At 70.6% G+C, this 19,324-nt stretch carries 20 protein-coding genes and 1 tRNA gene; 4 read left to right on the top strand and 17 right to left on the bottom strand.

Annotation, left to right across the window (positions count from 1 at the left end; all coding sequences use genetic code 11):
* Positions 1-115 precede the first annotated feature (115 nt).
* On the top strand, positions 116-1,828 hold the full coding sequence (locus G3I77_RS35290) for a DoxX family protein (protein WP_248510463.1): 1,713 nt from the start codon (positions 116-118) through the stop codon (positions 1,826-1,828).
* Positions 1,829-2,052: 224 nt separating this feature from the next.
* Here G3I77_RS35290 and G3I77_RS35285 read toward each other — a convergent pair whose 3' ends face one another.
* From G3I77_RS35285 to G3I77_RS35275, 3 genes are all read right to left on the bottom strand, one after another.
* The gene (locus tag G3I77_RS35285) at positions 2,053-2,784 is read right to left on the bottom strand and encodes a nucleotidyltransferase family protein (RefSeq protein WP_248510461.1); all 732 of its coding nucleotides are present in this window, start codon (positions 2,782-2,784) and stop codon (positions 2,053-2,055) included.
* 99 nt (positions 2,785-2,883) lie between these two features.
* Positions 2,884-3,333 (bottom strand): hypothetical protein, encoded by a 450-nt coding sequence (locus G3I77_RS35280; RefSeq protein WP_248510459.1) that lies wholly within the window; start codon positions 3,331-3,333, stop codon positions 2,884-2,886.
* 218 nt (positions 3,334-3,551) lie between these two features.
* The gene (locus G3I77_RS35275) at positions 3,552-4,634 is read right to left on the bottom strand and encodes an ABC transporter ATP-binding protein (protein WP_248510457.1); all 1,083 of its coding nucleotides are present in this window, start codon (positions 4,632-4,634) and stop codon (positions 3,552-3,554) included.
* 369 nt (positions 4,635-5,003) lie between these two features.
* Here G3I77_RS35275 and G3I77_RS35270 point away from each other — a divergent pair.
* Positions 5,004-5,077: transfer RNA gene (locus G3I77_RS35270), tRNA-Thr, on the top strand.
* 44 nt (positions 5,078-5,121) lie between these two features.
* Here G3I77_RS35270 and G3I77_RS35265 read toward each other — a convergent pair.
* The 13 genes from G3I77_RS35265 to G3I77_RS35205 form a co-directional block, all read right to left on the bottom strand.
* Positions 5,122-6,519: a site-specific integrase gene (locus G3I77_RS35265; RefSeq protein ID WP_248510455.1), complete on the bottom strand. Its 1,398-nt coding sequence runs from the start codon at positions 6,517-6,519 to the stop codon at positions 5,122-5,124.
* A gap of 64 nt (positions 6,520-6,583) precedes the next feature.
* Positions 6,584-6,787 carry a helix-turn-helix domain-containing protein gene (locus G3I77_RS35260; protein WP_248510453.1) on the bottom strand — a complete coding sequence of 68 codons (204 nt, stop codon included), beginning with the start codon at positions 6,785-6,787 and terminating at the stop codon, positions 6,584-6,586.
* A 469-nt stretch (positions 6,788-7,256) separates the two neighbouring features.
* Positions 7,257-8,732 carry an ATP-binding protein gene (locus G3I77_RS35255; protein WP_248510506.1) on the bottom strand — a complete coding sequence of 492 codons (1,476 nt, stop codon included), beginning with the start codon at positions 8,730-8,732 and terminating at the stop codon, positions 7,257-7,259.
* 2 nt (positions 8,733-8,734) lie between these two features.
* On the bottom strand, positions 8,735-9,622 hold the full coding sequence (locus G3I77_RS35250; protein WP_248510452.1) for a bifunctional DNA primase/polymerase: 888 nt from the start codon (positions 9,620-9,622) through the stop codon (positions 8,735-8,737).
* 91 nt (positions 9,623-9,713) lie between these two features.
* Positions 9,714-10,004, bottom strand: a complete 291-nt coding sequence (locus G3I77_RS35245) for a hypothetical protein (RefSeq protein WP_248510450.1) — start codon at positions 10,002-10,004, stop codon at positions 9,714-9,716.
* A 12-nt stretch (positions 10,005-10,016) separates the two neighbouring features.
* Entirely contained in the window at positions 10,017-10,325 is a 309-nt protein-coding gene (locus G3I77_RS35240) for a hypothetical protein (protein WP_248510448.1), read from the bottom strand.
* Positions 10,326-10,558: 233 nt separating this feature from the next.
* Complete coding sequence (locus G3I77_RS35235) at positions 10,559-12,673, bottom strand: hypothetical protein (protein ID WP_248510447.1); 2,115 nt, start codon at positions 12,671-12,673, stop codon at positions 10,559-10,561.
* A gap of 1 nt (position 12,674) precedes the next feature.
* Positions 12,675-14,270, bottom strand: coding sequence for a hypothetical protein (locus G3I77_RS35230; RefSeq protein ID WP_248510446.1), 1,596 nt, complete (start codon positions 14,268-14,270; stop codon positions 12,675-12,677).
* 76 nt (positions 14,271-14,346) lie between these two features.
* Entirely contained in the window at positions 14,347-14,685 is a 339-nt protein-coding gene (locus tag G3I77_RS35225; protein ID WP_248510445.1) for an RRQRL motif-containing zinc-binding protein, read from the bottom strand.
* Positions 14,685-15,695: a DUF2637 domain-containing protein gene (locus G3I77_RS35220; RefSeq protein WP_248510444.1), complete on the bottom strand. Its 1,011-nt coding sequence runs from the start codon at positions 15,693-15,695 to the stop codon at positions 14,685-14,687. Before G3I77_RS35220 ends, G3I77_RS35225 begins: the two co-directional genes overlap by 1 nt.
* Positions 15,692-16,225 carry a hypothetical protein gene (locus tag G3I77_RS35215; RefSeq protein WP_248510443.1) on the bottom strand — a complete coding sequence of 178 codons (534 nt, stop codon included), beginning with the start codon at positions 16,223-16,225 and terminating at the stop codon, positions 15,692-15,694. The genes G3I77_RS35220 and G3I77_RS35215 overlap by 4 nt, the downstream gene beginning before the upstream one ends.
* Positions 16,222-16,551 (bottom strand): hypothetical protein, encoded by a 330-nt coding sequence (locus tag G3I77_RS35210; protein ID WP_248510442.1) that lies wholly within the window; start codon positions 16,549-16,551, stop codon positions 16,222-16,224. The genes G3I77_RS35215 and G3I77_RS35210 overlap by 4 nt, the downstream gene beginning before the upstream one ends.
* Positions 16,548-16,814 (bottom strand): DUF6284 family protein, encoded by a 267-nt coding sequence (locus G3I77_RS35205; protein WP_248510441.1) that lies wholly within the window; start codon positions 16,812-16,814, stop codon positions 16,548-16,550. Before G3I77_RS35205 ends, G3I77_RS35210 begins: the two co-directional genes overlap by 4 nt.
* A 753-nt stretch (positions 16,815-17,567) precedes the next feature.
* Here G3I77_RS35205 and G3I77_RS35200 point away from each other — a divergent pair.
* Together G3I77_RS35200 and G3I77_RS35195 are read left to right on the top strand one after the other, a co-directional pair.
* On the top strand, positions 17,568-18,293 hold the full coding sequence (locus G3I77_RS35200) for an XRE family transcriptional regulator (protein WP_248510439.1): 726 nt from the start codon (positions 17,568-17,570) through the stop codon (positions 18,291-18,293).
* A 3-nt stretch (positions 18,294-18,296) separates the two neighbouring features.
* Positions 18,297-18,770: an NUDIX domain-containing protein gene (locus tag G3I77_RS35195; RefSeq protein ID WP_248510437.1), complete on the top strand. Its 474-nt coding sequence runs from the start codon at positions 18,297-18,299 to the stop codon at positions 18,768-18,770.
* Here G3I77_RS35195 and G3I77_RS35190 read toward each other — a convergent pair.
* Positions 18,758-19,324, bottom strand: coding sequence for an HD domain-containing protein (locus G3I77_RS35190; RefSeq protein WP_248510435.1), 567 nt, complete (start codon positions 19,322-19,324; stop codon positions 18,758-18,760). The genes G3I77_RS35195 and G3I77_RS35190 overlap by 13 nt on opposite strands.

Genomic DNA, 19,324 nt, shown 5'->3' with positions numbered 1-19,324 from the left:
AGTTCACCCGTACGGGGTAATTCCGGTGTCATCGGGGCGACGAGGACAAGCTTGACGGGGTCCGGACAGATCCGGCGAGTCAAAGCAGTGTCCTAACCCGACGTCACTCGGTTAGATGAGTGTGGACACCAGAACACCCCGCACACCCACGGGGGACCGCTCGTCGGGACTCGACGACGCTCCCGCGCTGAGCATGGTGAAGGTGCCGAGCGACCCGGCGCAGGTCATCGTCAATCACGCGAGTTTCCGCGTGCAGTTGGGCGTCTCGACGCGTCGCGTCCAGTCCCCCCGGGTCGCACGGCATCTGACCGCCACTGAGGACACCGCCCGCATCCCCCACGCGGGGGGCGAGGCGGACGGGGCCACCGCCCGTCGCCGGCCCGTCGTCTGGAGCGGCAGATCAGCCCCCGACGACACCGGCGCGCACCGGCTCCTGCAGGCCGTGCGGTACGAGAGCGTCCGCCACGCCGAAGAGCCCGTCTCCGACACCGGAGCCACCCAGGTCATCTCCCGCGTGGACCCGGGCTACGACAGCCCCGGATACCAGGGCGCGGGCTACGGCGGCGCCGGCTACGGGGACGACCTCGCCCAGACCGTCGAGACCCCGGTCGTCGGCCCCCAGCGCACCCACGAGCCCGCCGACGGCACCCGGCTGCTGCCGCCCATGCGCACCGTAGGCAGCGTCTACGACGAACCGGCCTACGAGGACGACGAGTTCGAGGATTCCGCCGCGGACGCGGACGCGGACGACACCGGGCGCCGGGGCAAGCGGCACGGCGATGACCCGGCCCGGCACGCCTACTACCCGGGCCGCCGGATGAACCTCGGCGTCGTCCTGCTCCCGCTGCGCGTCTTCCTCGGCTTCATCTCCATCTACGCCGGCATGGGCAAGCTGTGCGACCCCGTCTACTTCGAAGGCGGCAAGCGCGGCTCCATGGTCAAGTGGCTCAACACCCTGCACCCGTGGGAAGTCGCCGAGCCGCTGCGCCAGTTCGCCCTCGAGCACCCGGTCGGCGCCGGCCTGGTCATCGCCTTCGCCCAGGTCATCGTCGGCGTCCTGTCGGTGCTGGGATGCTGGCAGCGCGTCGCCGCGTGTCTCGGTGCCCTGCTGTCGGCCGCGCTGCTGGTCACGGTCAGCTGGAAGAGCGTCCCCGTCTACGAGACCCCCGACATCATCTACCTCGCCGCCTGGTCCCCGCTGATCATCGCCGGTGCCCCCGTCTACTCCGTCGACGGCCGGCTGGCCGGCAGCGCCTGGCGTCGTCTCGGCCCCCGCGCCGACATCTGGGACCTGCGCCGCTACGTGCTGCGCCGCGGCGCGCTCGTCACCGCCGTCGCCACCGGCATCACCCTGCTCGTCGGCTCGCTGCTCGGCGGCGCCGTCCGCGACGCCGACCGGGTCGTCGTCCCGGGCCCGGGCGAGGCCCCGCGCAACGAGCTGCCCGGCTCCCCGCTCCCGGGTGAGCCCGGCGGCAAGCGGCAGGACAGGCGGACCCCGTCGGCGGCCTCCTCCTCGCCCACCCAGGGCGCCACGGCCGGCTCGGCGAGCCCCAGCGCGGGCACCACGACCCGGCCGGGCGCCACCCGCGACACCACCGGCACCGTCACCGGCGGCGCCCCCAGCCAGACCCAGGGCACCGCGGGCCAGGCCCCGCCCCAGCAGTCCTCCCCGGCCGACCAAGCCCCGAGCACCACGTCCGGCCCCACGTCCGGCGGCACGGCGACGGGCGGCGCGGACTCGACGGGCGGCGCGGACCCAACGGGCGGCTCGGGCAGCGGCGGCTCCTCCAACAGGCGTCCGGGCCTGGTGGGCGGCCTGCTGGGCTAGCGGCCGACCCGAACGACAGAGGGCCCCGCACCAAGAAGGTGCGGGGCCTTTGCACGCGTCAGGGGCAACGGGCTTCAGGGGGCGCGGGGAACTGCGCGACAAGCCACAACGAGCGGTCAGCCGCCGTCCGGAAGTAACCGGCCGCCGAGCTCTCAGTGCCCCAACGCCACCAGCTCCTTGAGGGACGTCAGGCCCCTCGCCGACTGGCGCGACCGGCGGAGCCCTCAGCGCCCCAACGCCGCCAGTTCCTTCGCCGCCTCGGTCAGATCCTTGGCCGTGTCGATGGCCCGCCAGTACGACCCCTGGGGGATCGTGAACCCGGCCAGCCGCCGCTCACGGGCCAGTCGTGGAAACGTCGTCCGCTCGTGGTCTCCGCGGTGCGGCAACAGCCCGGCGAACTCAGGGGAGAAGACGTACACGCCGGCGTTGATCTCGAAGGTCGACGGCGGCGCCTCGATGAAGTCGGTGATCCGCCCGAACCCGTCGGTCTGCACCGCCCCCCACGGCAGCCGGGGCCGCGCCAGCGCCAGTGTGGCCGTGGCGTCCCGCTCGGCATGGAAGTCGGCCATGTCGCGCAGCGAGAACCGCGTCCAGATGTCGCCGTTCGTCGCGTACCAGGGCTGGTCCGGGTGGGGGAGACGGGCCGCGGCGTACTTGAGGCCGCCGCCGCGCCCGAGCGGCTCGGGCTCGACGACCGTCGTGACGGAGACGGGCAACTCGGCCGTCTCCAGCCACTTCTGCAGCACCTCGGCGAGATGGCCGCAGGAGACCACGACGTCCGTCACACCCTCGTCGGCGAGCCAGGACAGCTGATGGCCGATGATCGGCGTCCCCGTCCCGGGGATCTCGACCATCGGCTTGGGCCGGTCGTCGGTGTACGGACGCAGCCGGGAGCCCTGGCCACCGGCCAGAACGACGGCTTGAACGGGGCGGGACGCGGCGCTCGGATCGCTCATGGACACGAACTGTACGTGGCGTCCCGCCCGGGATTGCGGCTGACGATCGTTCCCGCGTCAGCCGTCAGGGACTTCCCACCCGGTGGCAGGGCGGTGCGCTCAGCTGTGCGCGGCGGCGACGCCGGTGGCGAAGGCGGTGTCGCAGACCGGGCGCGCGTAGGACTGGGCGCGGGTCGGGCCGTAGACCTGGACGGCGGCCTGGCCGAGGGCGCGGGCGATGGACGCGCAGTGCTTAGCCAGCGACGGGCGGCCGTTGACGGCCTGCTGGAGGTGGGTGAGGGCGACGCCCGGGTTCTCCTCCTGCAGTTCGGTCAGCAGTTTGTCGCGCAGGACGTCCTGGGGGGCGCGCTTGGCGGCCCGTGGGGTGCCCACGGAGGTGTCCGCGGCGGTGAGCACCGGGTCGGTGGAGTTCCCCGACCAGTTGACTCGGGTGACCGCGAGGGTCCCGGAGAGCACCAGGACGACGGGCAGGACGAAAGCGAGGGTGCGGCCGATCCGGCGGGCGGGGCCCCGGCCGCGTCGCGTCTGTTGGTTCATGGAGTGCTTCACGCGTGTGAGGGTAGCGCCCGGTAGTGGTTTGTAGACATTTAGTCACCGGTTCGGGGGACGAGAGAGTGCCACTTTCCGGGTAAGGCATTGACGCACAAAGCTCGAAACGTCCGGTCTGTCGGGGTATTTGTCGACACCGAGAAGGGCCCCGCAGCACGCTGCGGGGCCCTCTTCGTCAACTTGGGTGAATCACCCGGGGTTGTGCGCTTGCTGGTTGATCAGTCGGACAGACGCGCACCGGTCGACGTCGAGAACACGTGGGTCTCGCCGGAGCGGGGCACGACGTGCAGCTGGCTGCCCTTCTCCGGGACGTCACGGCCGCTGACGCGGACGACGAGGTCCATGGCGTCGTCGCCGACCTTGGCGGTGCCGTAGACGTAGGCGTCGGCGCCGAGCTCCTCGACGACGTTGACGGTGACCGCGAGGCCTTCATCGGCGTCCGACACCTCGAAGTGCTCGGGGCGGACGCCGACGGTGACGGTCTTGTCGGTGGCGGCGGCGATCGCGTCGCGCTGCACCGGGACGACCGACTTGCCGAACTTCACGCCGCCGTCGGTGATCGGCACCTCGACGAGGTTCATCGCCGGGGAGCCGATGAAGCCGGCCACGAAGAGGTTGGCGGGCCTGTCGTACATGTTGCGCGGGGTGTCGATCTGCTGGAGCAGACCGTCCTTGAGGACCGCCACACGGTCGCCCATCGTCATGGCCTCGACCTGGTCGTGGGTGACGTAGACGGTGGTGATGCCCAGGCGGCGCTGGAGCGAGGCGATCTGCGTACGCGTGGAGACACGGAGCTTGGCGTCCAGGTTGGACAGCGGCTCGTCCATGAGGAACACCTGGGGCTCACGCACGATGGCGCGGCCCATGGCGACACGCTGGCGCTGACCGCCGGAGAGGGCCTTCGGCTTGCGGTCCAGGTACTCGGTGAGGTCGAGGATCTTCGCGGCCTCCTCGACCTTCTGCCGGATTTCCGCCTTGTTGACGCCGGCGATCTTGAGCGCGAAGCCCATGTTGTCGGCGACGGTCATGTGCGGGTAGAGCGCGTAGTTCTGGAACACCATGGCGATGTCCCGGTCCTTGGGCGGCAGGTGCGTGACGTCGCGGTCACCGATGCGGATGGCGCCGCCGTTGACGTCCTCGAGCCCCGCGAGCATGCGGAGCGAGGTGGACTTGCCGCAGCCGGAGGGGCCGACGAGGACGAGGAACTCGCCGTCCTCGATGTCGATCTCCAGCGCGTCGACGGCGGGCTTGGTGGAACCCGGGTAGATCCGGGTCGCCTTGTCGAACGAGACAGTGGCCATGGTGAATGAACCCCTTCTACCGGCAGGAACGTGCCGGACGATCCGAGTAGGAAGGCGGTGCCACGACGGTGGTTGCCGTTGTGGTGTAGTCCACGCGTGTGAACTGGCTCAGGACGGTACCTGGCGTTCACACGTCTGTCAGTAGTTCCGGGCCTGTGAACTTCGCGGAAATTTTCGAAGCGGCGCCTCTTGGCCGTCTGTAGCCGCTCATGGCTCTCCGTGCATCGCACAACACGGGGAGACGGCGGCTGTGGCGTACCTCTTCGCGTGCGGGGCGCCGTGACCCCGGCCCGAGCGGAACGTCGTGGCTCGGCGTAACGGGCTCTGTGTACAGTGGTGCCGCCTCGCGTACGGCGTCGTAGTGCGCGCGCCTCCTTAGCTCAGATGGCCAGAGCAACGCACTTGTAATGCGTAGGTCGTCGGTTCGAATCCGACAGGGGGCTCTGCTGAACCCCAGGTCAGGCGTATCTGACCTGGGGTTTTGTCGTCAGAGGATGCGGCGGCGGCGCCGGGCGCGGGCCGCTCGGGTGTCGGCGGTCTCAGTTCTGGTCTCAATGGGGCCCGGATCCGCGGTGGTGGGCGCGGGTACGAAGAACTCGCCCATGCGTCGCATGGCGTCCTTGGACAGGTGGGACCGGCCCTTCACGTACCGCCGGGTCTGGCTGATCTGGGTGTGTCGGAGAATCTCCATGATCGTGGGCATGTCCACGCCCAGCTCGTTGAGGATGGTGCCGGCGGTGTGGCGGCTCCCGTCGTAGAGGCGGCGGTCATCGATCCCGGCCTCCTTGAGCAGCTCCTTGAATTCCTCGTAGTCGGCGCGTGGGTCGAGCGGGCGTCCGTCCGGCCGCGAGAACACGACGTCGTGCTCCTGCCACAGTTCGCCGGCGGCGGCCCGCAGCTCCTCATGCCCGGCCTTGTGCTCGTGAAGGAACGGAATGAAGACGGGCGGGATCGGGACGGCGTTCCGGCTCTTCTTGGTCTTCGGGCGGGTGAAGACGAGACCGCCTTCCTTTCGCTGCGGGCAGGCGCTCGCGTGCCTGGTGCATGCCTTGGGGCACGGCTTCGGGCAGCCGCGCTTGTAGCTCTTGTGCCGGACGCATCCGGCGGGGCATGGCTCGAAGCGGTGCAGGCGCGCCCCGCAGGCGTGGGGGTCGGCGCAGCCGTGCCGCCACGTGAGGCGCTGCAACTGCCACTCGGGGCGGAACAGCTCCGCCTCCAGGTCGACGTACGACCAGCGCAGTCCGAGCGTCTCGCCCTGCCGGAACCCCATGCCGACACCGACAATCCACCGCATGAACGTGGGCCGCTTCGAAGCGGCCTCCAGGAAGGCCTTGGCCTCCTCCTTGGTGAAGGGGTTGGCCTCGATCTCGTCGACGCTCGGTGGGTCCACGAGCGTGGCGACGTTCTCGCCGATGATGCGGCGACGGTGGGCGATCTTCAGGGCCCGGGACAGGATGCGGTGCACCTTTACGACGTGCGAGGGAGCGTGGCCGTCGTCGAGCATGGCCCGGTACATCCGCTCCAGGTGCTCGGGCTGCAGCTTGTCGATGCGGTGCTCGCCGACGCCGGGGATGATGTCGTTCCGGGTCTTCGACCAGTAGTCATCGAGCGACCGCGGCTTGAGCTTCAGGCTCGCGATGTCGGTGAGGTAGGTCTCCATCCACTTCGCGACGGTGGGCTTTCGCCCCGCGGTGGTCGCGCGGCCCTGGTCGCGCAGCCGCTCCAGCTCCCGGACCTTGCGGCGTACCTCCGCCCTGGTCTTGGCGCGGCGGTGCCGGCGGTCGGGGCTGCCGTCGTTCTTCACGCCCATCGTGACGCGTCCGTGCCACCAGCCGTCCGCACCGAAGTAGATGGTCGATTCCATGTTGGGCTTGCGGGGGCTCATGTGCTCCTCCATGCGGGAGGCGCCCCGAGCGGAGTGCTCGGGGCGCCTCGGGGCGTGCTCTGGTTCAGTTGGGCAGGGGGGCGAGGCTCGCCACGTAGGCTTCGAGGTCCGTTCGCCGGATCCGGCGCGTGCGGCCCAACTTGATGTACTTCAGGGCGCCTTCGGCCATCAGCTCGTAGACGGTGGATCGGCCGATGGCGAGCGCTTCGGCAGCTTCCTCGGGCTTGTACAGGAGTCGGTCGACGGGGGCGGCGGTCGCCGTGGTCATCCGGGATGCCTCCTAGACGGGACGGAGGGGTCTTGGGCGCTCTCAGGTCTCGTGTCTGTCCGAAGTGCGGATTTCTGCGTCATTGCGTCATCAGCGTCATCCGCGGTGCTGACCTGCGGCTTTGGGTGACGCAGTGGTGTGGGGGTGCGTCATCGGGGCGTCATGGGCTGCGTCATCGGGTGACGCAGATGACGCAGGATGACGCAGACACCGCCGTCTGCGTCATGCCCCTAGCCGCAGGTCAGGGGCCGTTTCTCTACGTGCATGACGCAGATGACGCAGGGTTCCTCCCCTTGGGACAAAAGAGGGGGTGGTGTCTGTTGCGGTGCGGTGCCGCTTCAAGCATGAAGAGCGAGCCGCTACGCGGCGCGTCCCTCGCAGGGCGCCTGTCGCCGCCGAACAGCAAGAAGAGCACGCCTGGCCGGTGGTGCTCTTCTTGCTTGTCCGGGGACCGTACGCGGGCGCGGGGTCAGAACATCCGCTTCTCCTCGTGGGGCGGCGGCGCCTGCAGGTGGGTCATTTCGAGGTAGCGGCCCTCGCTGGTGCGACCCGATTCGATCAGGACACCCCGGGCGGCAAGCGTGGGCTGGAGGCGCTTGAGCCGGTCGGAGAGGACCTTGCCGGTGGTCGGCCACCCCTTGGGCAGCGGACGCATGTCGTCGCCGCTGTAGAGACGGCTGAGGCAGTGCAGCCACTCCGTGGAGGTCATCCGCTGCCCGCCGCCCGGCTCGATGGTCTCGGCGTGCTTGAGAACGGTCTGCGCGAGCAAGTCGCCCTCGATCACGTCGTCGTTGAGGTCGTCGAGGCTGCGCCGGTAGGCGGCGAGTGCTCCCAGGCCGGTCGCGGCGTCGAGCTGCGCGCACAGATGCGCGAAGTCCGCCATCCGCAGATCGGTCGGGGTCTCTGCCTCAGCCGCGCGGACCTTGACCGTGAGGTCGAGCAGGGAACCGAGAATGACCGGCAGAGCCTCGGCGTACTCCGCCCACAGCTCCGCCTCCGTGCGCCGGACGCGCGGGCGCTCCAGGCGCAGGGGCAGGAGGCGTTCGGCGAGGTCGGGCCGGATAACGCCGACGTCGATGCCGGTCAGAAGCATGGGGCGACGGTAGCGGGCGCGGACCACATCCCCGTCGGTGTACAGGGCGCGCTTGACGTTCTCGGCGCCGGTGACGATGCAGCACATCGCGTCCGACAGGTCCGGGGTCATGTGGGAGAGGTTGTCCAGGGCGGTGACCCATCCGGCGGCCACGGCCGCGATCAGGTTCTCCTCGTCCTTTGGGGCGCGGCGCAGGTCGCCGCTCATGCCCTCGATGATCCGCACGAGCATCCGCCCGCCCGTGGACTTGCCGGCGCCCTGCGGACCGGTCAGGAACGGTGCCGGGACGGGCACGGACGGCCCGAGACAGCCGATCAGCCAGGCGATGGCCAGGCACTCGGTCTCGGCGCCGGCGAAGTTGCATAGCCGGAGAAGCAGATCGATGCCCTTGCCGTCGGTGTCCTTGACCGGTAGAGGCAGTTCGCCCGTGAGCTGTGTGCGGCGCCAGCACACTTCCCGCGGGTCGGGGATGGCAATGTCCCAGCCGGTGGGGTGGATACGGACGGACTGGCCGTCGGTGCGGCCCAGGTCCAGCCACGTCGCCCCGTCGAACCCGGGCGCCACGCGGATGTGGACGGGCTGCACGTCTTCGGTCAGCGCCAGGGCCTCGATCAAGTCCAGTGCCTCCTTGAGGGCGGTTCCGTTGAACACGCCGTGTCCGTCGCGGTAGAGACCGACCATGAGTTCCTGGCGGTGGCTGCCCGTCGTGCCCTGCGAGCGGATCGGGCGGGCCACGGGGTGCCCGTTCTTCTGCGCATACACGGTTCCGTCCGCGGTGCGGAAGTACCGGAAGTGGGCCTGTGCGTAGTCGGTGATGACCTCGCGGGCCGGGGTCTTGTCGTCGTCGGACATGCTCACAGCCCCAACCTGGTACGGGCGTTGGCCCACGCGTCCGTGCAGTGCCCCAAGGTCTCACCCTTGGCCTGCGCGGCGGCGAACAGCCGCGCGATGTACATGTCGGTGAGGCAGCCACACCGACCGTGCGTCGAGAGCACGGCGAGGAACGTGCGGTACACGGTGGTGTGGACCGCGCTGCGGGCCTGCGTGATGCGCTGCTCCGCCATGGCGATGCCACGCTCTAGGAAGGCGGGCGTGCGATGCGGGCACTCAGCCTCCCCGGCCGCTGCAGGGACGGAGAGGCCATGCGGCACCGGCCGGACCGGGGAGGGCTCCTTCACGGCAAGCGCTCGAACGGCGTCCGGTAGAGCGGTCACGGCTCCGGTGCCGGAGCCGAGGTAGCGGGCGTAGGACATGGTCGACTTGATGTCGACGCCGGGCCGCACCGCGTTGTGCGACGACATCGCGCCCCGGTAGATCCAGTGCTCACCACGCGTCGTCTCCACGGTCCGGGTGACAGGCAGGGCGGTGCGGGCCCATGCGACGGCTTCCGCGTCGTCCAGGTCCACCACAGTCAGTTCGGCGCCGCCGGGATGGTAGGCGACGCAAGCGGCCCGTCGCCATGCAGCCATCCAGGCCGGGGAGGTGAGCACGGCCGGATCGGTGGTGGCGGCGGCCCAGCCGTGACATGGAACCGGGCACTGGCAGGGACCCGCCGCCTTCATGTTGGGTCGGTCCCCACAGCCGCCATCCCTGCAGTCGGGGCAGTTGCCGAACGGCATCTTCCCCGCGCGCAGGGGTAGCACCGGCACACCGGTAGCGGCCAGTGTCAGCGCGGTCCGCAGGGCTTCGGGCAGTGCGCTCGTATCGCCGCGCCCTCGCCGGATCAGGGTCGGTTGCGTCATGCTGGGAGACCTCCACAGGTCAGTTGGATGGCAGGTGGGCAAGGGCGGCCCCGGTTCCTTTGGCGAGATGCGGGGGCCGCCCTTGGCGTAGCTAGAAGGGCGGTTCGTCGCTGTATCCGTTGGGCGCCCACGGGTCGGGGTCCTGCCGGTGCCGGTACAGCCAGCGGGGGCGGCGGGGGATGGGCAGCAGGAACCAGCGGCGGTCCTCGTTCCAGCAGGTGCAGGGCTCCCAGTTGGTGCCCGCGTACTCGCCGGTGTCGTGGTCGCCGTAGTGGTGCTCGGTGCCGCCCACGCCGTCGCACTCGGGGCAGTCGGGGTGGGGCGTGTCGGTCAGGATCAGCGCGTTGCGCGGCCACGTGGCGCGCTGGATGCGCAGTCGCATTTGGTCTCCTTGTCAGTGCTTGCCGCGGGTCAGGCGCAGGGTGATGCCGCCGATGCCGACGGGTCCGGCGACTCCGGCGATGACGGTGGCGGTGTGGGCGGCTGCGTCGAGCAGGAAGCACAGGGCGGCGACCAGTCCCCAGCCACCGGCGACGGTCGCCCCGGCGATGGCGAAGGGGATCAGGATGCGGCGCCACGGAATGCCGTTCGGCGGGGCGTCGTGGACGACGATGACGATGGGCTGTCCGGTGGCCTGTGCGCGCTGCCAGTCGTCGGCGGGTATGTGCGGGGCGATGTTCCCCGGCGGGGTCCGGTGGTCCATTGCGGGACTCCTCTTGGATGAGCCGCGGGCCCGCACCATCCGGTGGTGCGGGCCCGTGCGGGTGGGTGTGTGCTTGTCGCGTTGCTTGTCGTCTCCCTTGTCGCGTGCTTGTCGTCTGGCTTGTCGCTTGTCTTGTCTTGTCGCTTGTCGCCTTGCAGGTCACAAGCTGTTTCCGCGCTCTCAGACACGGCACGGCGGCATGTGTTCCGGCGAGGGCGACAAGCGACAAGTGATCAGTCCTCGGGGGGCTGGTCGGGGGCGTGGTGGCGGTGGACGTAGCGGGCTTTGGTGCCCTCTCCGACGCGGACGGCGGTGCCGTCCTTCACCCAGTCGCGCAGCCAGCCGACGACCGTCTGACGGGATGTGCCGTGTTCGTCGGCGAGTGCGCGGGCGATCGCGGAGGCGCCGGTGCCCTCCCGTCCGGCGGCGAGCAGCAGCGCCAGGGCGGCCTGCTGGGCCGGGTTGTCCTGCTCGCCCCGCAGCGCCGACAGGTTCAACCCACCCGCGGTCGGCGTCCCGTGACTCCCCGCGGGACTCTGCGGTTCGGGGGCGGTGCCGAACTGTGCGTCGATCTGCTCCCGGAACTTGCGCAGCATCTCGTCTTCCGGCGAGAGCGGCGCCTGCTCCTGGTCGCTCAGGGCGGACAGCTTCAGCCCTGCTCCCGCCGTGTCGGTGGTGCTGCCGGCGTCGCCGTTGACCTGGTCGTGCATCCACGCGGTGCGCTCCGAATCCCAGCGGCGCGTGTAGGCGGGCCCGGCGGCCTTGGCGGACACCGCGTCGAGGGTGGGGTGTCGGTCGGAGGTGGCGGCGATGATCTCCCGGATCTGGTTCGGCAGGATCCGCCAGGCTTTGAACAGCGCGGCTGGGGACTCCGGGGTGCCCATGAATCCGGCGCCCTTGTGCGGGGCCTGGTCGACGCGCAGTCCGCGGGAGCCGGGGAACATCTTCGACAAGTCCATGCCCTCGGTCTCACCGCCGGTCAGGGCAACCCTGACCTTGGCTTCCCGCCGGATCATGAGGTTGCTCAGCACGCTCCCGGTCGCCCCGAGGGCGGTGAGGACGGTGCGGATGCCCATGGCGCGGGCGATCCGGATCACTTCCAGGATCTTCTCTCCGAGCTTGCGCACTTGGCGGTCCGGGCTGGCCAGGATCTCCGCGCCCTCGTCGATGACCAGCATGATCTGCGGGATCTTGGCGCTGATGGGCAGCAGATCGGTGTTGGCCTTGGCTAGGACGTCCTGGTAGCCCATCTTGCGCTGCTTGGCGACCCTGACGGCGGTGTCCAGCATGGTCATGGCCTCGTTGTACGTCCCAGCGAGCCAGTCAATGCCGGGCCGGACTGGCTTGCCGTCCGGGGTGCTGATCTCGCCGTTGAGGGCGGGGAGCACCCATGGCAGGCCGGCCGATCCGGCGTTGAGGTCGATGACCCAGGTCAGGATGTCGTCGGCGCGGGCGAACCCGGCGAGGATCGAGTGGACCATGTTCGTCTTGCCCGATCCGGTCGGGCCGACGATCAGCGCGCACTGCTCGCGCAGGTAGGCCAGGATCTGCTCGGCGTTGGTCCGATACCCCCACGGGATGCCGGTGTGAACGGACAGCGGCCCGTAGTCGGCGGGGTAGGTGCGCTCCTGCTCCAGCACGTTGACTGTGGTCACGTCGATGATGACGCGTCCCTGGTGGATGCCGGGGGAGGCGGTGGCGGTGCAGCCGTGCGGCAGCCGAGCGTCCGCGGACAGGCGGGCGGACTCGGCGGCAATCTTGTTCCAGGTGGCGCCACCGGCCGGGAGTTCGGCGTCGATGGAGTATCCGGCGCCGGTGGCCCACTGTTCGACTCCGACCACGCGCACGGTGATCGAGCACACCCGCTGGATGCGCTCCACCCACTCCGCAGCGATCGCCCGCCGGTCGGCGGACAGCTCGGCGGCGATCTGCCGCTGCTCCGCCGTGATGGCCTCTTCCTCCCGGGCCTCTTCGAACAGCGCGGTGGAGCGGGCGGCGGCGCCGATGCCGACGCCGATCGTGGCGAGGGAGCCGAGGGCGGCCCAGGTCAGGGGGCCGTGGGTCATGGCCCATGTGGTCCATCCGGCGCCGACGAGCCAGGAGGCGGCGCGGGTGGCCAGGGTGCGGCCGGCGTTGCGCACGCGCAGGCCGACGATGGTGTGTCCGAGGGCGCCAGCGGCGCCGACGGCCAGGGCCCAACCGGGGGGCATGGCGGTGGCGGCGCCGGTGGTGGCGACGGCGAAGGCTCCGGTGGTGGCGGACAGGGCGCCGGTCACGGGTCCGTGACCGGCAGCCCAGTCCAGCACCGGGCCACTGCCCTGCTGTTTGGCGGTGGCGGTGCTGCTCATGTCAGACGTTCCAGCCCTTCTCGGCCTCGGTGCCGTTGCGGGGGTCCTCGTGCCGGGCGATGTCCTGCTCGTGCACCTCGCGGAACAGCGGGCCCATGTCCTCCGCGACCGCGACGGCGGCCATGAGGGCGCCGAAGATGTCGTTGAAGCCGTCGGCAACCGCCTTCTCCAGCGGGAACTCCGAGTCGGAGCGCTCCGCGAGGATCTTCATCACGTTCGCCACGCTCGTGAGCGCGGCGGGCAGGCCCTCGACCATGGCGAGGATCTCCATGGCGTTGTCGGGGTCGTAGGAGTTGGCGGCCTGCTCCATTTCGGCAGCGGCCTCTTCGAACCGGAAACCGGACACGTGCGCTCCTTCACTCGGGTCGTTTGTGCTGGTGGGAACGGTGGACGCGGGCCGCTCCACGCTGTCCGCGATGCCGTCCGCGCCGTCCTTTGCCGCCTCCGCCTCGGCGGCGGCTTCCTGCTCGGCCTGCTCCTGGCGGATGGCCTCATCCCGCGCGGCCCGCTGCTCGGCAGCGACACCGGCCAGCCGCCGGTACAGGCGCCGGCCGGGGTGGATCAGCCAGGGCAGGTTGAGCTTCCGGCCGATCGGGCTGGTGACCAGCCCGAGCAGACCAACCGGCAGGGCGAGCAGGGCGGCGAGCAGGCGACGGCCGTGGAGCCGGGCCGCAGAGCGGCGCAAAGCCTGCCGGGCCGCCCGGCGGGCCGGGGCTTTGCGGACCGCTGCCCGCTTGGCCGCGACCGTGCCGGCCGTCTTGGCGTCCCGCTTGGCGCGGCTCTTGGCGACCGCAGCGTCCCGCGCGGCGCGGGCCTTACGCGCGGTGCCCCCGAGCATCCGGCCCGCCAGAGCACCCTTTCGCCCGGCGCGGGACAGGGCGTCCTTGCCGCCGCCGGTGGTGCGGGCCTTGGCGTTGCGGCGAGCGTCGGCGACCGCGCGGCGGGCGGCGGTGGTCTGTGCACGCTGTCCGGCGCGGGATCCGGCCGTGGCCTGCTGCGCGGTCCGCAGAGCCTTGACCTGTCCTACCCGGCCCGCCGCCTTACCCAGGGCGCCGGCCGCGCGCTTGGACGAGCCCTGACCGGCCTTGCTGCGGGTCTTCCCGGCCGTGGCGGTGCTGCCGTGCCGGGCACTCGTGCCCGCTCCGCGGCGGTGCTGGCCGGACCCGCTGCCCGACCGGCCACCACGAGCAGCAGACGATCGGCCCCCAGCGCGGCTGCCGGGAGCTCCCGCACCGCCGCGGCGCAGACCCGCGCTGCGTGCAGCGGAGCGGCCGGCGGTACGGGCCGCTGCCCGGCGGGCTTCCTTGCGCGGGTCGGCCTTGCGGCTGCGGGTGGCGGCGACGGTGCCGAGGACGACGGCGCCGGTCGCGGCCACCATCGCGGCGATCGGGCCGCCGGCCAGGGCGGCGGTGGCGACCATGCCCACGGTGCTGTTCGCCCCGGACAGAGCGAGCGGCACGACCGGCCAGCCGCCGGGTGTGTGCTCCACCTCGGCCACAACCGGAGCCGGAGCCTGCTCCGTTGGTGCAGGAGAGGGCGGGGGCGGTGCGGGCGCGGGAGCCTCGACGGCTACCGGCTCGGTGCTGAGTTCCGTCATGCTGTGAGCACTCCTTACGGGGAGTAGGGCCCGGCCAGGGCTGTAGGAGGCGTATGGCCGGGCCCGCCAACAGGGCTTATGCGGCGCGCTGTTCGTCGGGGAAGGCGCACGAGGTGCACATGCCGAGTGCCGGCGGGATGACGTATCCGGCATCCCGCCGGCACTCGGGGCAGATACGGCGGGCGGCGTTGGCCTTGGCCAGGGCCGCCCACTTCGCGGGCGTCATCGGCCGCACCGGCTTGGCCGTATCGATGCGGTAGAGGTAAGCGACCAGCGGGTCACGACGGCGCCGGGGACGCTCCACTTGCGCTGCCACGTCCTGCCCACCGGGCCGCAGCCCGAGGGCGCGCAGCTGGCGACGCGTGGCCAACCCGTCCGGCGCCAGGCGCCACCGGTAGACGGGCAGGGCACCCATCACTGACCCGCGATGGCGAGTTCAGCGCGACCACCGTCGGCGGGGTCGCGGTGCTCGGCGTAACGCTGGGAGACCCAGCCGACCGACCAGCCGCACAGCTCCGCAGCCTGGCGCACCGACAGGCCCGACTCGAACGCAGCCGCCACGATCCGGCGCGCCTCGACCTCCGGCAGCTTGTCCTCAGCCGGGCCGCGCTCCAGCAGCGCGGCGCGTTCACGCTCGGCCCGCTCCTCGCGTTCACGGCGTTCACGCTCCGCCGTCTCGGCGCGCTCGCGCTGCTCGGCCTCGGCCCGCTCCCGGGCCTGCTGTTCAAGCCGCAGCCGCTCTTGTTCACGCTGTTCACGCTCGCGTTCACGGCGTTCACGAGCCTCCCGCTCGGCAGCCTCAGCCCGCTCCCGGGCCTCACGCTCCTCGCGCCGCTGCCGCTCCTCCCGCTCCGCCTGCTCACGGGCCAAGCGGGCTTCATGTTCACGCTGTTCACGCGCCAACATCGAGGCGTGCTCACGCTCCTCCCGCGCCTCCGCACGGGCCTGCTCGGCACGCTCACGGGCCACCCGCTCCCGCCGTTCCCGCTCGGCTCTCTGCTCAGCTTCCAGGGCCGCCACGGCGGCGGCGATCGCCCGCCGGTAGGCCAGGCTGGTCTCTGCCGTGACGATCAGCAGCAGCGGAGCAACCGAGTGGACGGCCACGCCCACCAGGTCTTTCTTCAGTGCGGAGTCAGCGGTGTTGAGGGCGAGGGTCATCAAGCCCGTCATCCAGCGCAGGGTGATGGGCCAGCGTCCGCCGTTGCCGCCCAGGCGGGCCAGCACGTCATCGAGCTTGACCACGATGACCACCGCCGCGTCCACCACCAGAGGCAGGATCGGGGCCGTCCAGTCCCATTTCTCGGCCGTGTGCTTGGCCATCAGCGGCGTCACGGTGAGGATCGAGTACAGCATCGCCCCACACACGATCAGCCACGTACCGCCCGATAGGGCGCGCTCCGCTGAACGCGTCTGAACACTGTTCACGCTGCCCCCTCGATCGGCTTGCGGTCGGGCATGTGCGCGCGGCGGAACCCGTTGGAGGCTGCGTTGTAGATGAACGCCTCACACCGCCACATGGACGCGGATGCCGGGCGTTCACCGGCAGGCACCCACACAGCGGTCGGCGAGGTGCCGTGGGTGGCGGTGTCGGCGTAGGCGTCCTCGCGGCTGGCATAGATGGTGTGCGGCTCGCCGTAGTGCAACAGCACCGTCAGCGACCGCCCCTCCATCGACTCGCCCTCCAACTGCTCCCGCAGCCGACGGATCTCGATGTCCTTCAACAGCAGCTCCTGCTGCGCGGCGGCCAGCTCCGCCACCGCGCCGGCCAGGATCTCGCCCACCTCGGCCGTGGCAGCCTCCGCCCGCTCCGCGCGATCGGTGACAGAGAAGAGCTCCCGCACGTGGCGGCCCCAGGCTGCATCTGCCTGCGCCTGCGTGTCCCGGGCGCGGGTGCGTGCCTGCCCGGTCTCCCGCTCCAGCCGACGCAGACGGCCGACGGTCACGATGCGGATCACGCCGCACCCCCAATGAGCTCCGGGGCGCATGCGTCGCTGTAGCCGGTCAACTCCAGCGCGGATCCCGCGAAGTCGGCGGACGCCTTCAGCACGCGCGTCCGGCCGTCGCCCTGCTCGCGGTAGACCACCGCGTCCGGCGAGATGCCCAACGCCTCCCGCCAGACCTCGAAGTCCGGCAGGCCCCGGTGGAAGCCCAGCTCCAGCCGGTCCGGGAAGACGGGGGACACCTGCACGTCCGGCGCGGGAAGATGGCTGAAGTCCACGGCCAGCAGACGCAGCGACCGCAGCGCCACGGCCAGGCCGCCCAGCATCAGGTTCTCGCTCACGCCCCCACCTCCGTCACCGGGCAAGCCTGGTTCGTGAGCTCGCGCCGCGCGGCCAGCACCTTGCGCCGGGCCCGGCGCAGCCGCCGCGCGTCCAGCTCGGTCACCGACCGGTCCATGAGACTGATACGAACGTCCAGCTCCTCGACCTCCGCGCGGATCAGCGGCATCTCGGCGTCGATGGCGTCCAGCTCCGCGTCCGTCGGCTCGCGGTCCTGCTCGATCGCGTCGATGTCGGACAGCTGGTGAAGGGGGAGAATCTTCATGGGTCGTGTTCCTCTCGAAGGGTGGAACGGCCCGAACGCGGCTCCCGGGAGGCACCCCGGGGGCCGCTTGCCGTTGAAGCCGGAAACGTCTCGGCTCCCCACGCCCCGCCCGTACGGCCCCCGCGCGGTACGCGGGCCCGGACGGGCGAGGGAGGCAACCGGCCGCAGCGCTAGCCGCTGCGATGGCAGGAAGAGAGCGGACCGGTTCGGCCGTGAGCGTGCGTTCCGCTCGCGGACCTGGATGACGTACTGGCGCCCGCCGGCCGATCCGTCACGGCGGCGCCCAAAGTCTTCGTCGATGCACTGGAATGCCTATCTGTCGAGGTCAGCAGGGGTGAAGCACTGCAAGGGGGACCACGTCCCCACCCTCCGGCCGTTGCTCGCGGTCGCCGGGCCACCTCGCCAGTACGGGCCGAAACCCTGTTCTGCCTGGCCTTCAGCGGGATTGCAGCGTCCCCGCCTTCTGCGCATGCGGCATGCAGCCGCCTTCCGACCGAGGTGTCGCGTTCGGTCGTTGCAGTACCTGTTTTACAGGTGCTGCATGAGGGTCCGTCAAGTGCGCCGACGGGACCTCTCGTTTTTCGCGCCTGGACTTCTTGGCGCACCATCAGAATCGCCGCAGGTCAGGGGCGTTCGTAACCGCACCCTTGGAAAAGTCGGGGAGCGCTGACTACGCTCAAGAAGTCCCTACAAGTCCCTCAGGGGGTGCAGATGTCCAACGAGCGCTTGAGGTCGGCTCTGTTAGCGCGCGGCATGACTGTTCAGGACCTGGCTGAGGAGATCGGCGTCATCCCGAAGACGGTCGAGCGCTGGATCACACAAGGGAAAGTCCCGTACCGGCGTCACCAGTACGCGACAGCGTCAGCGCTCAAGGTCGACGTGACAACGATCTGGGACGACGGCCGGACCAACGAGAGCGCGGCGGACCTGTCGAAAGCCGAGATAGCGGCCGTCTACCCGCACCGCCACACGGTGCCACCGGGGCTCTGGCGGGAGCTCTACGGCCGCGCTGAGCAGAACCTGGACGTGCTCGTCTACTCCGGGTTGTTCCTCTCCGAGGATCCGCTGTTCCACGACCTCGTGAAGGCGAAGGTGGAAGCCGGAGCCCAGGTCCGGATCCTCCTCGGTGACCCTGAGTGCGCTGCCGTACGGCAGCGCGGCATCGACGAGGGGCACCAGATCATGGACGGCAAGATTCGCAACGCCCTGCTTCACTACCGCGCTCTCATGCGGACCCACCCGGACGTCGGGTTCCGGCTGCACGACTCGACGCTCTACAACTCGATCTACCGAGCCGACGACGAGATGCTGGTGAACCCTCACGTCTACGGCATCGGCGCCTTCATGGCGCCCGTCCTCCATCTGCGCCGTCTACCGGGCGGCGGCATGTTCGACACATACGCGAATAGCATCGAGCACACGTGGGACAACGCCCGCCCGATCACCGAGCAGGACATAGCGAGCATCACGGGAGCCTGAGCCATGGGACGTATCGACTACCTGCACGACCCCGACGCCCCGCCGGCCAACTCGGTGGTGCCGTCCGTCGTCGCGTTCGTGCAGAACGACGCGGGACAGGTGCTGATGATTCAGCGCTCCGACAACGGACGCTGGGCACTGCCCGGCGGCGGTCACGACGTAGGGGAGTCGATCAGCGATACCGTCGTGCGCGAAGTCTGGGAAGAGACCGGGATCAAGGCGGAGGTCGTCAACGTGTCCGGGCTCTACACCGACCCCGGTCACGTGATGCAGTACGACGACGGCGAGGTGCGCCAGCAGTTCAGCATCTGCTTCCGCGCGCGGCCGGTCGGCGGCGAACTGCGTACGAGCAACGAGACGACGCAGGTCCGCTGGGTCGACCCGGCGGACCTGACGACGTTGGACGTACACCCCACGATGCGGCTCCGGATCGAGCACGCCATGGACCGGGCGCGCTCGACTCCCTACATCGGCTGACGCTTGGCCGCGGCGACCCGTTCGAGCACGCGGGACGTACAGGCCAGGATCTCCGGTTCGGCACGGCGGATGAATTGCCCGATCAAACTGTCCGGCCCGTACCGACCGGCGATCTCGTTGATCCGGTCGATCGGGTTCGTGGACGTGCCGTCCGGCGTGGTGTTCATGTCGCAGTAGCAGAGCGCGTCATTCAGGTGCGCTTGCTCGCGAGGGAACTCGCCCTCCAACTCCTCGCGCATGCCGCGCGCCTCCGCCTCCATCCAGGCGCAGGAGTGGTGGGCGACCAGATTGATGACCCGTTCGTCGGCGCCGGCCACGTCCCGGAGGTAGCGAGCCCCGTCCAGCGGGTGAAAGCCCGTCTTGGCCAGGTCCGGCGCGTAGCCGATGTCGTGCAGGACCGCGGCGGCCTCCAGCAGATCGGCGTCCTGGTCGAGAACGAGCGCGATCGTGCGGGCCCTCTCTGCGACACCGAGGCAGTGATTCCACCGCCGTGGCAGCGGCTCGGCAAGCAAGGACTCGGCCAGGGGATAGGCCCACCCAGTCAACTTCGGCAA

Origin of the sequence: Streptomyces sp. D2-8 (assembly GCF_023184515.1) — a bacterium.
Classification (GTDB): domain Bacteria; phylum Actinomycetota; class Actinomycetes; order Streptomycetales; family Streptomycetaceae; genus Streptomyces.
The sequence above is the reverse complement of the archived record's forward strand: the minus strand, read 5'-3'. Positions and strand labels throughout refer to the sequence as shown.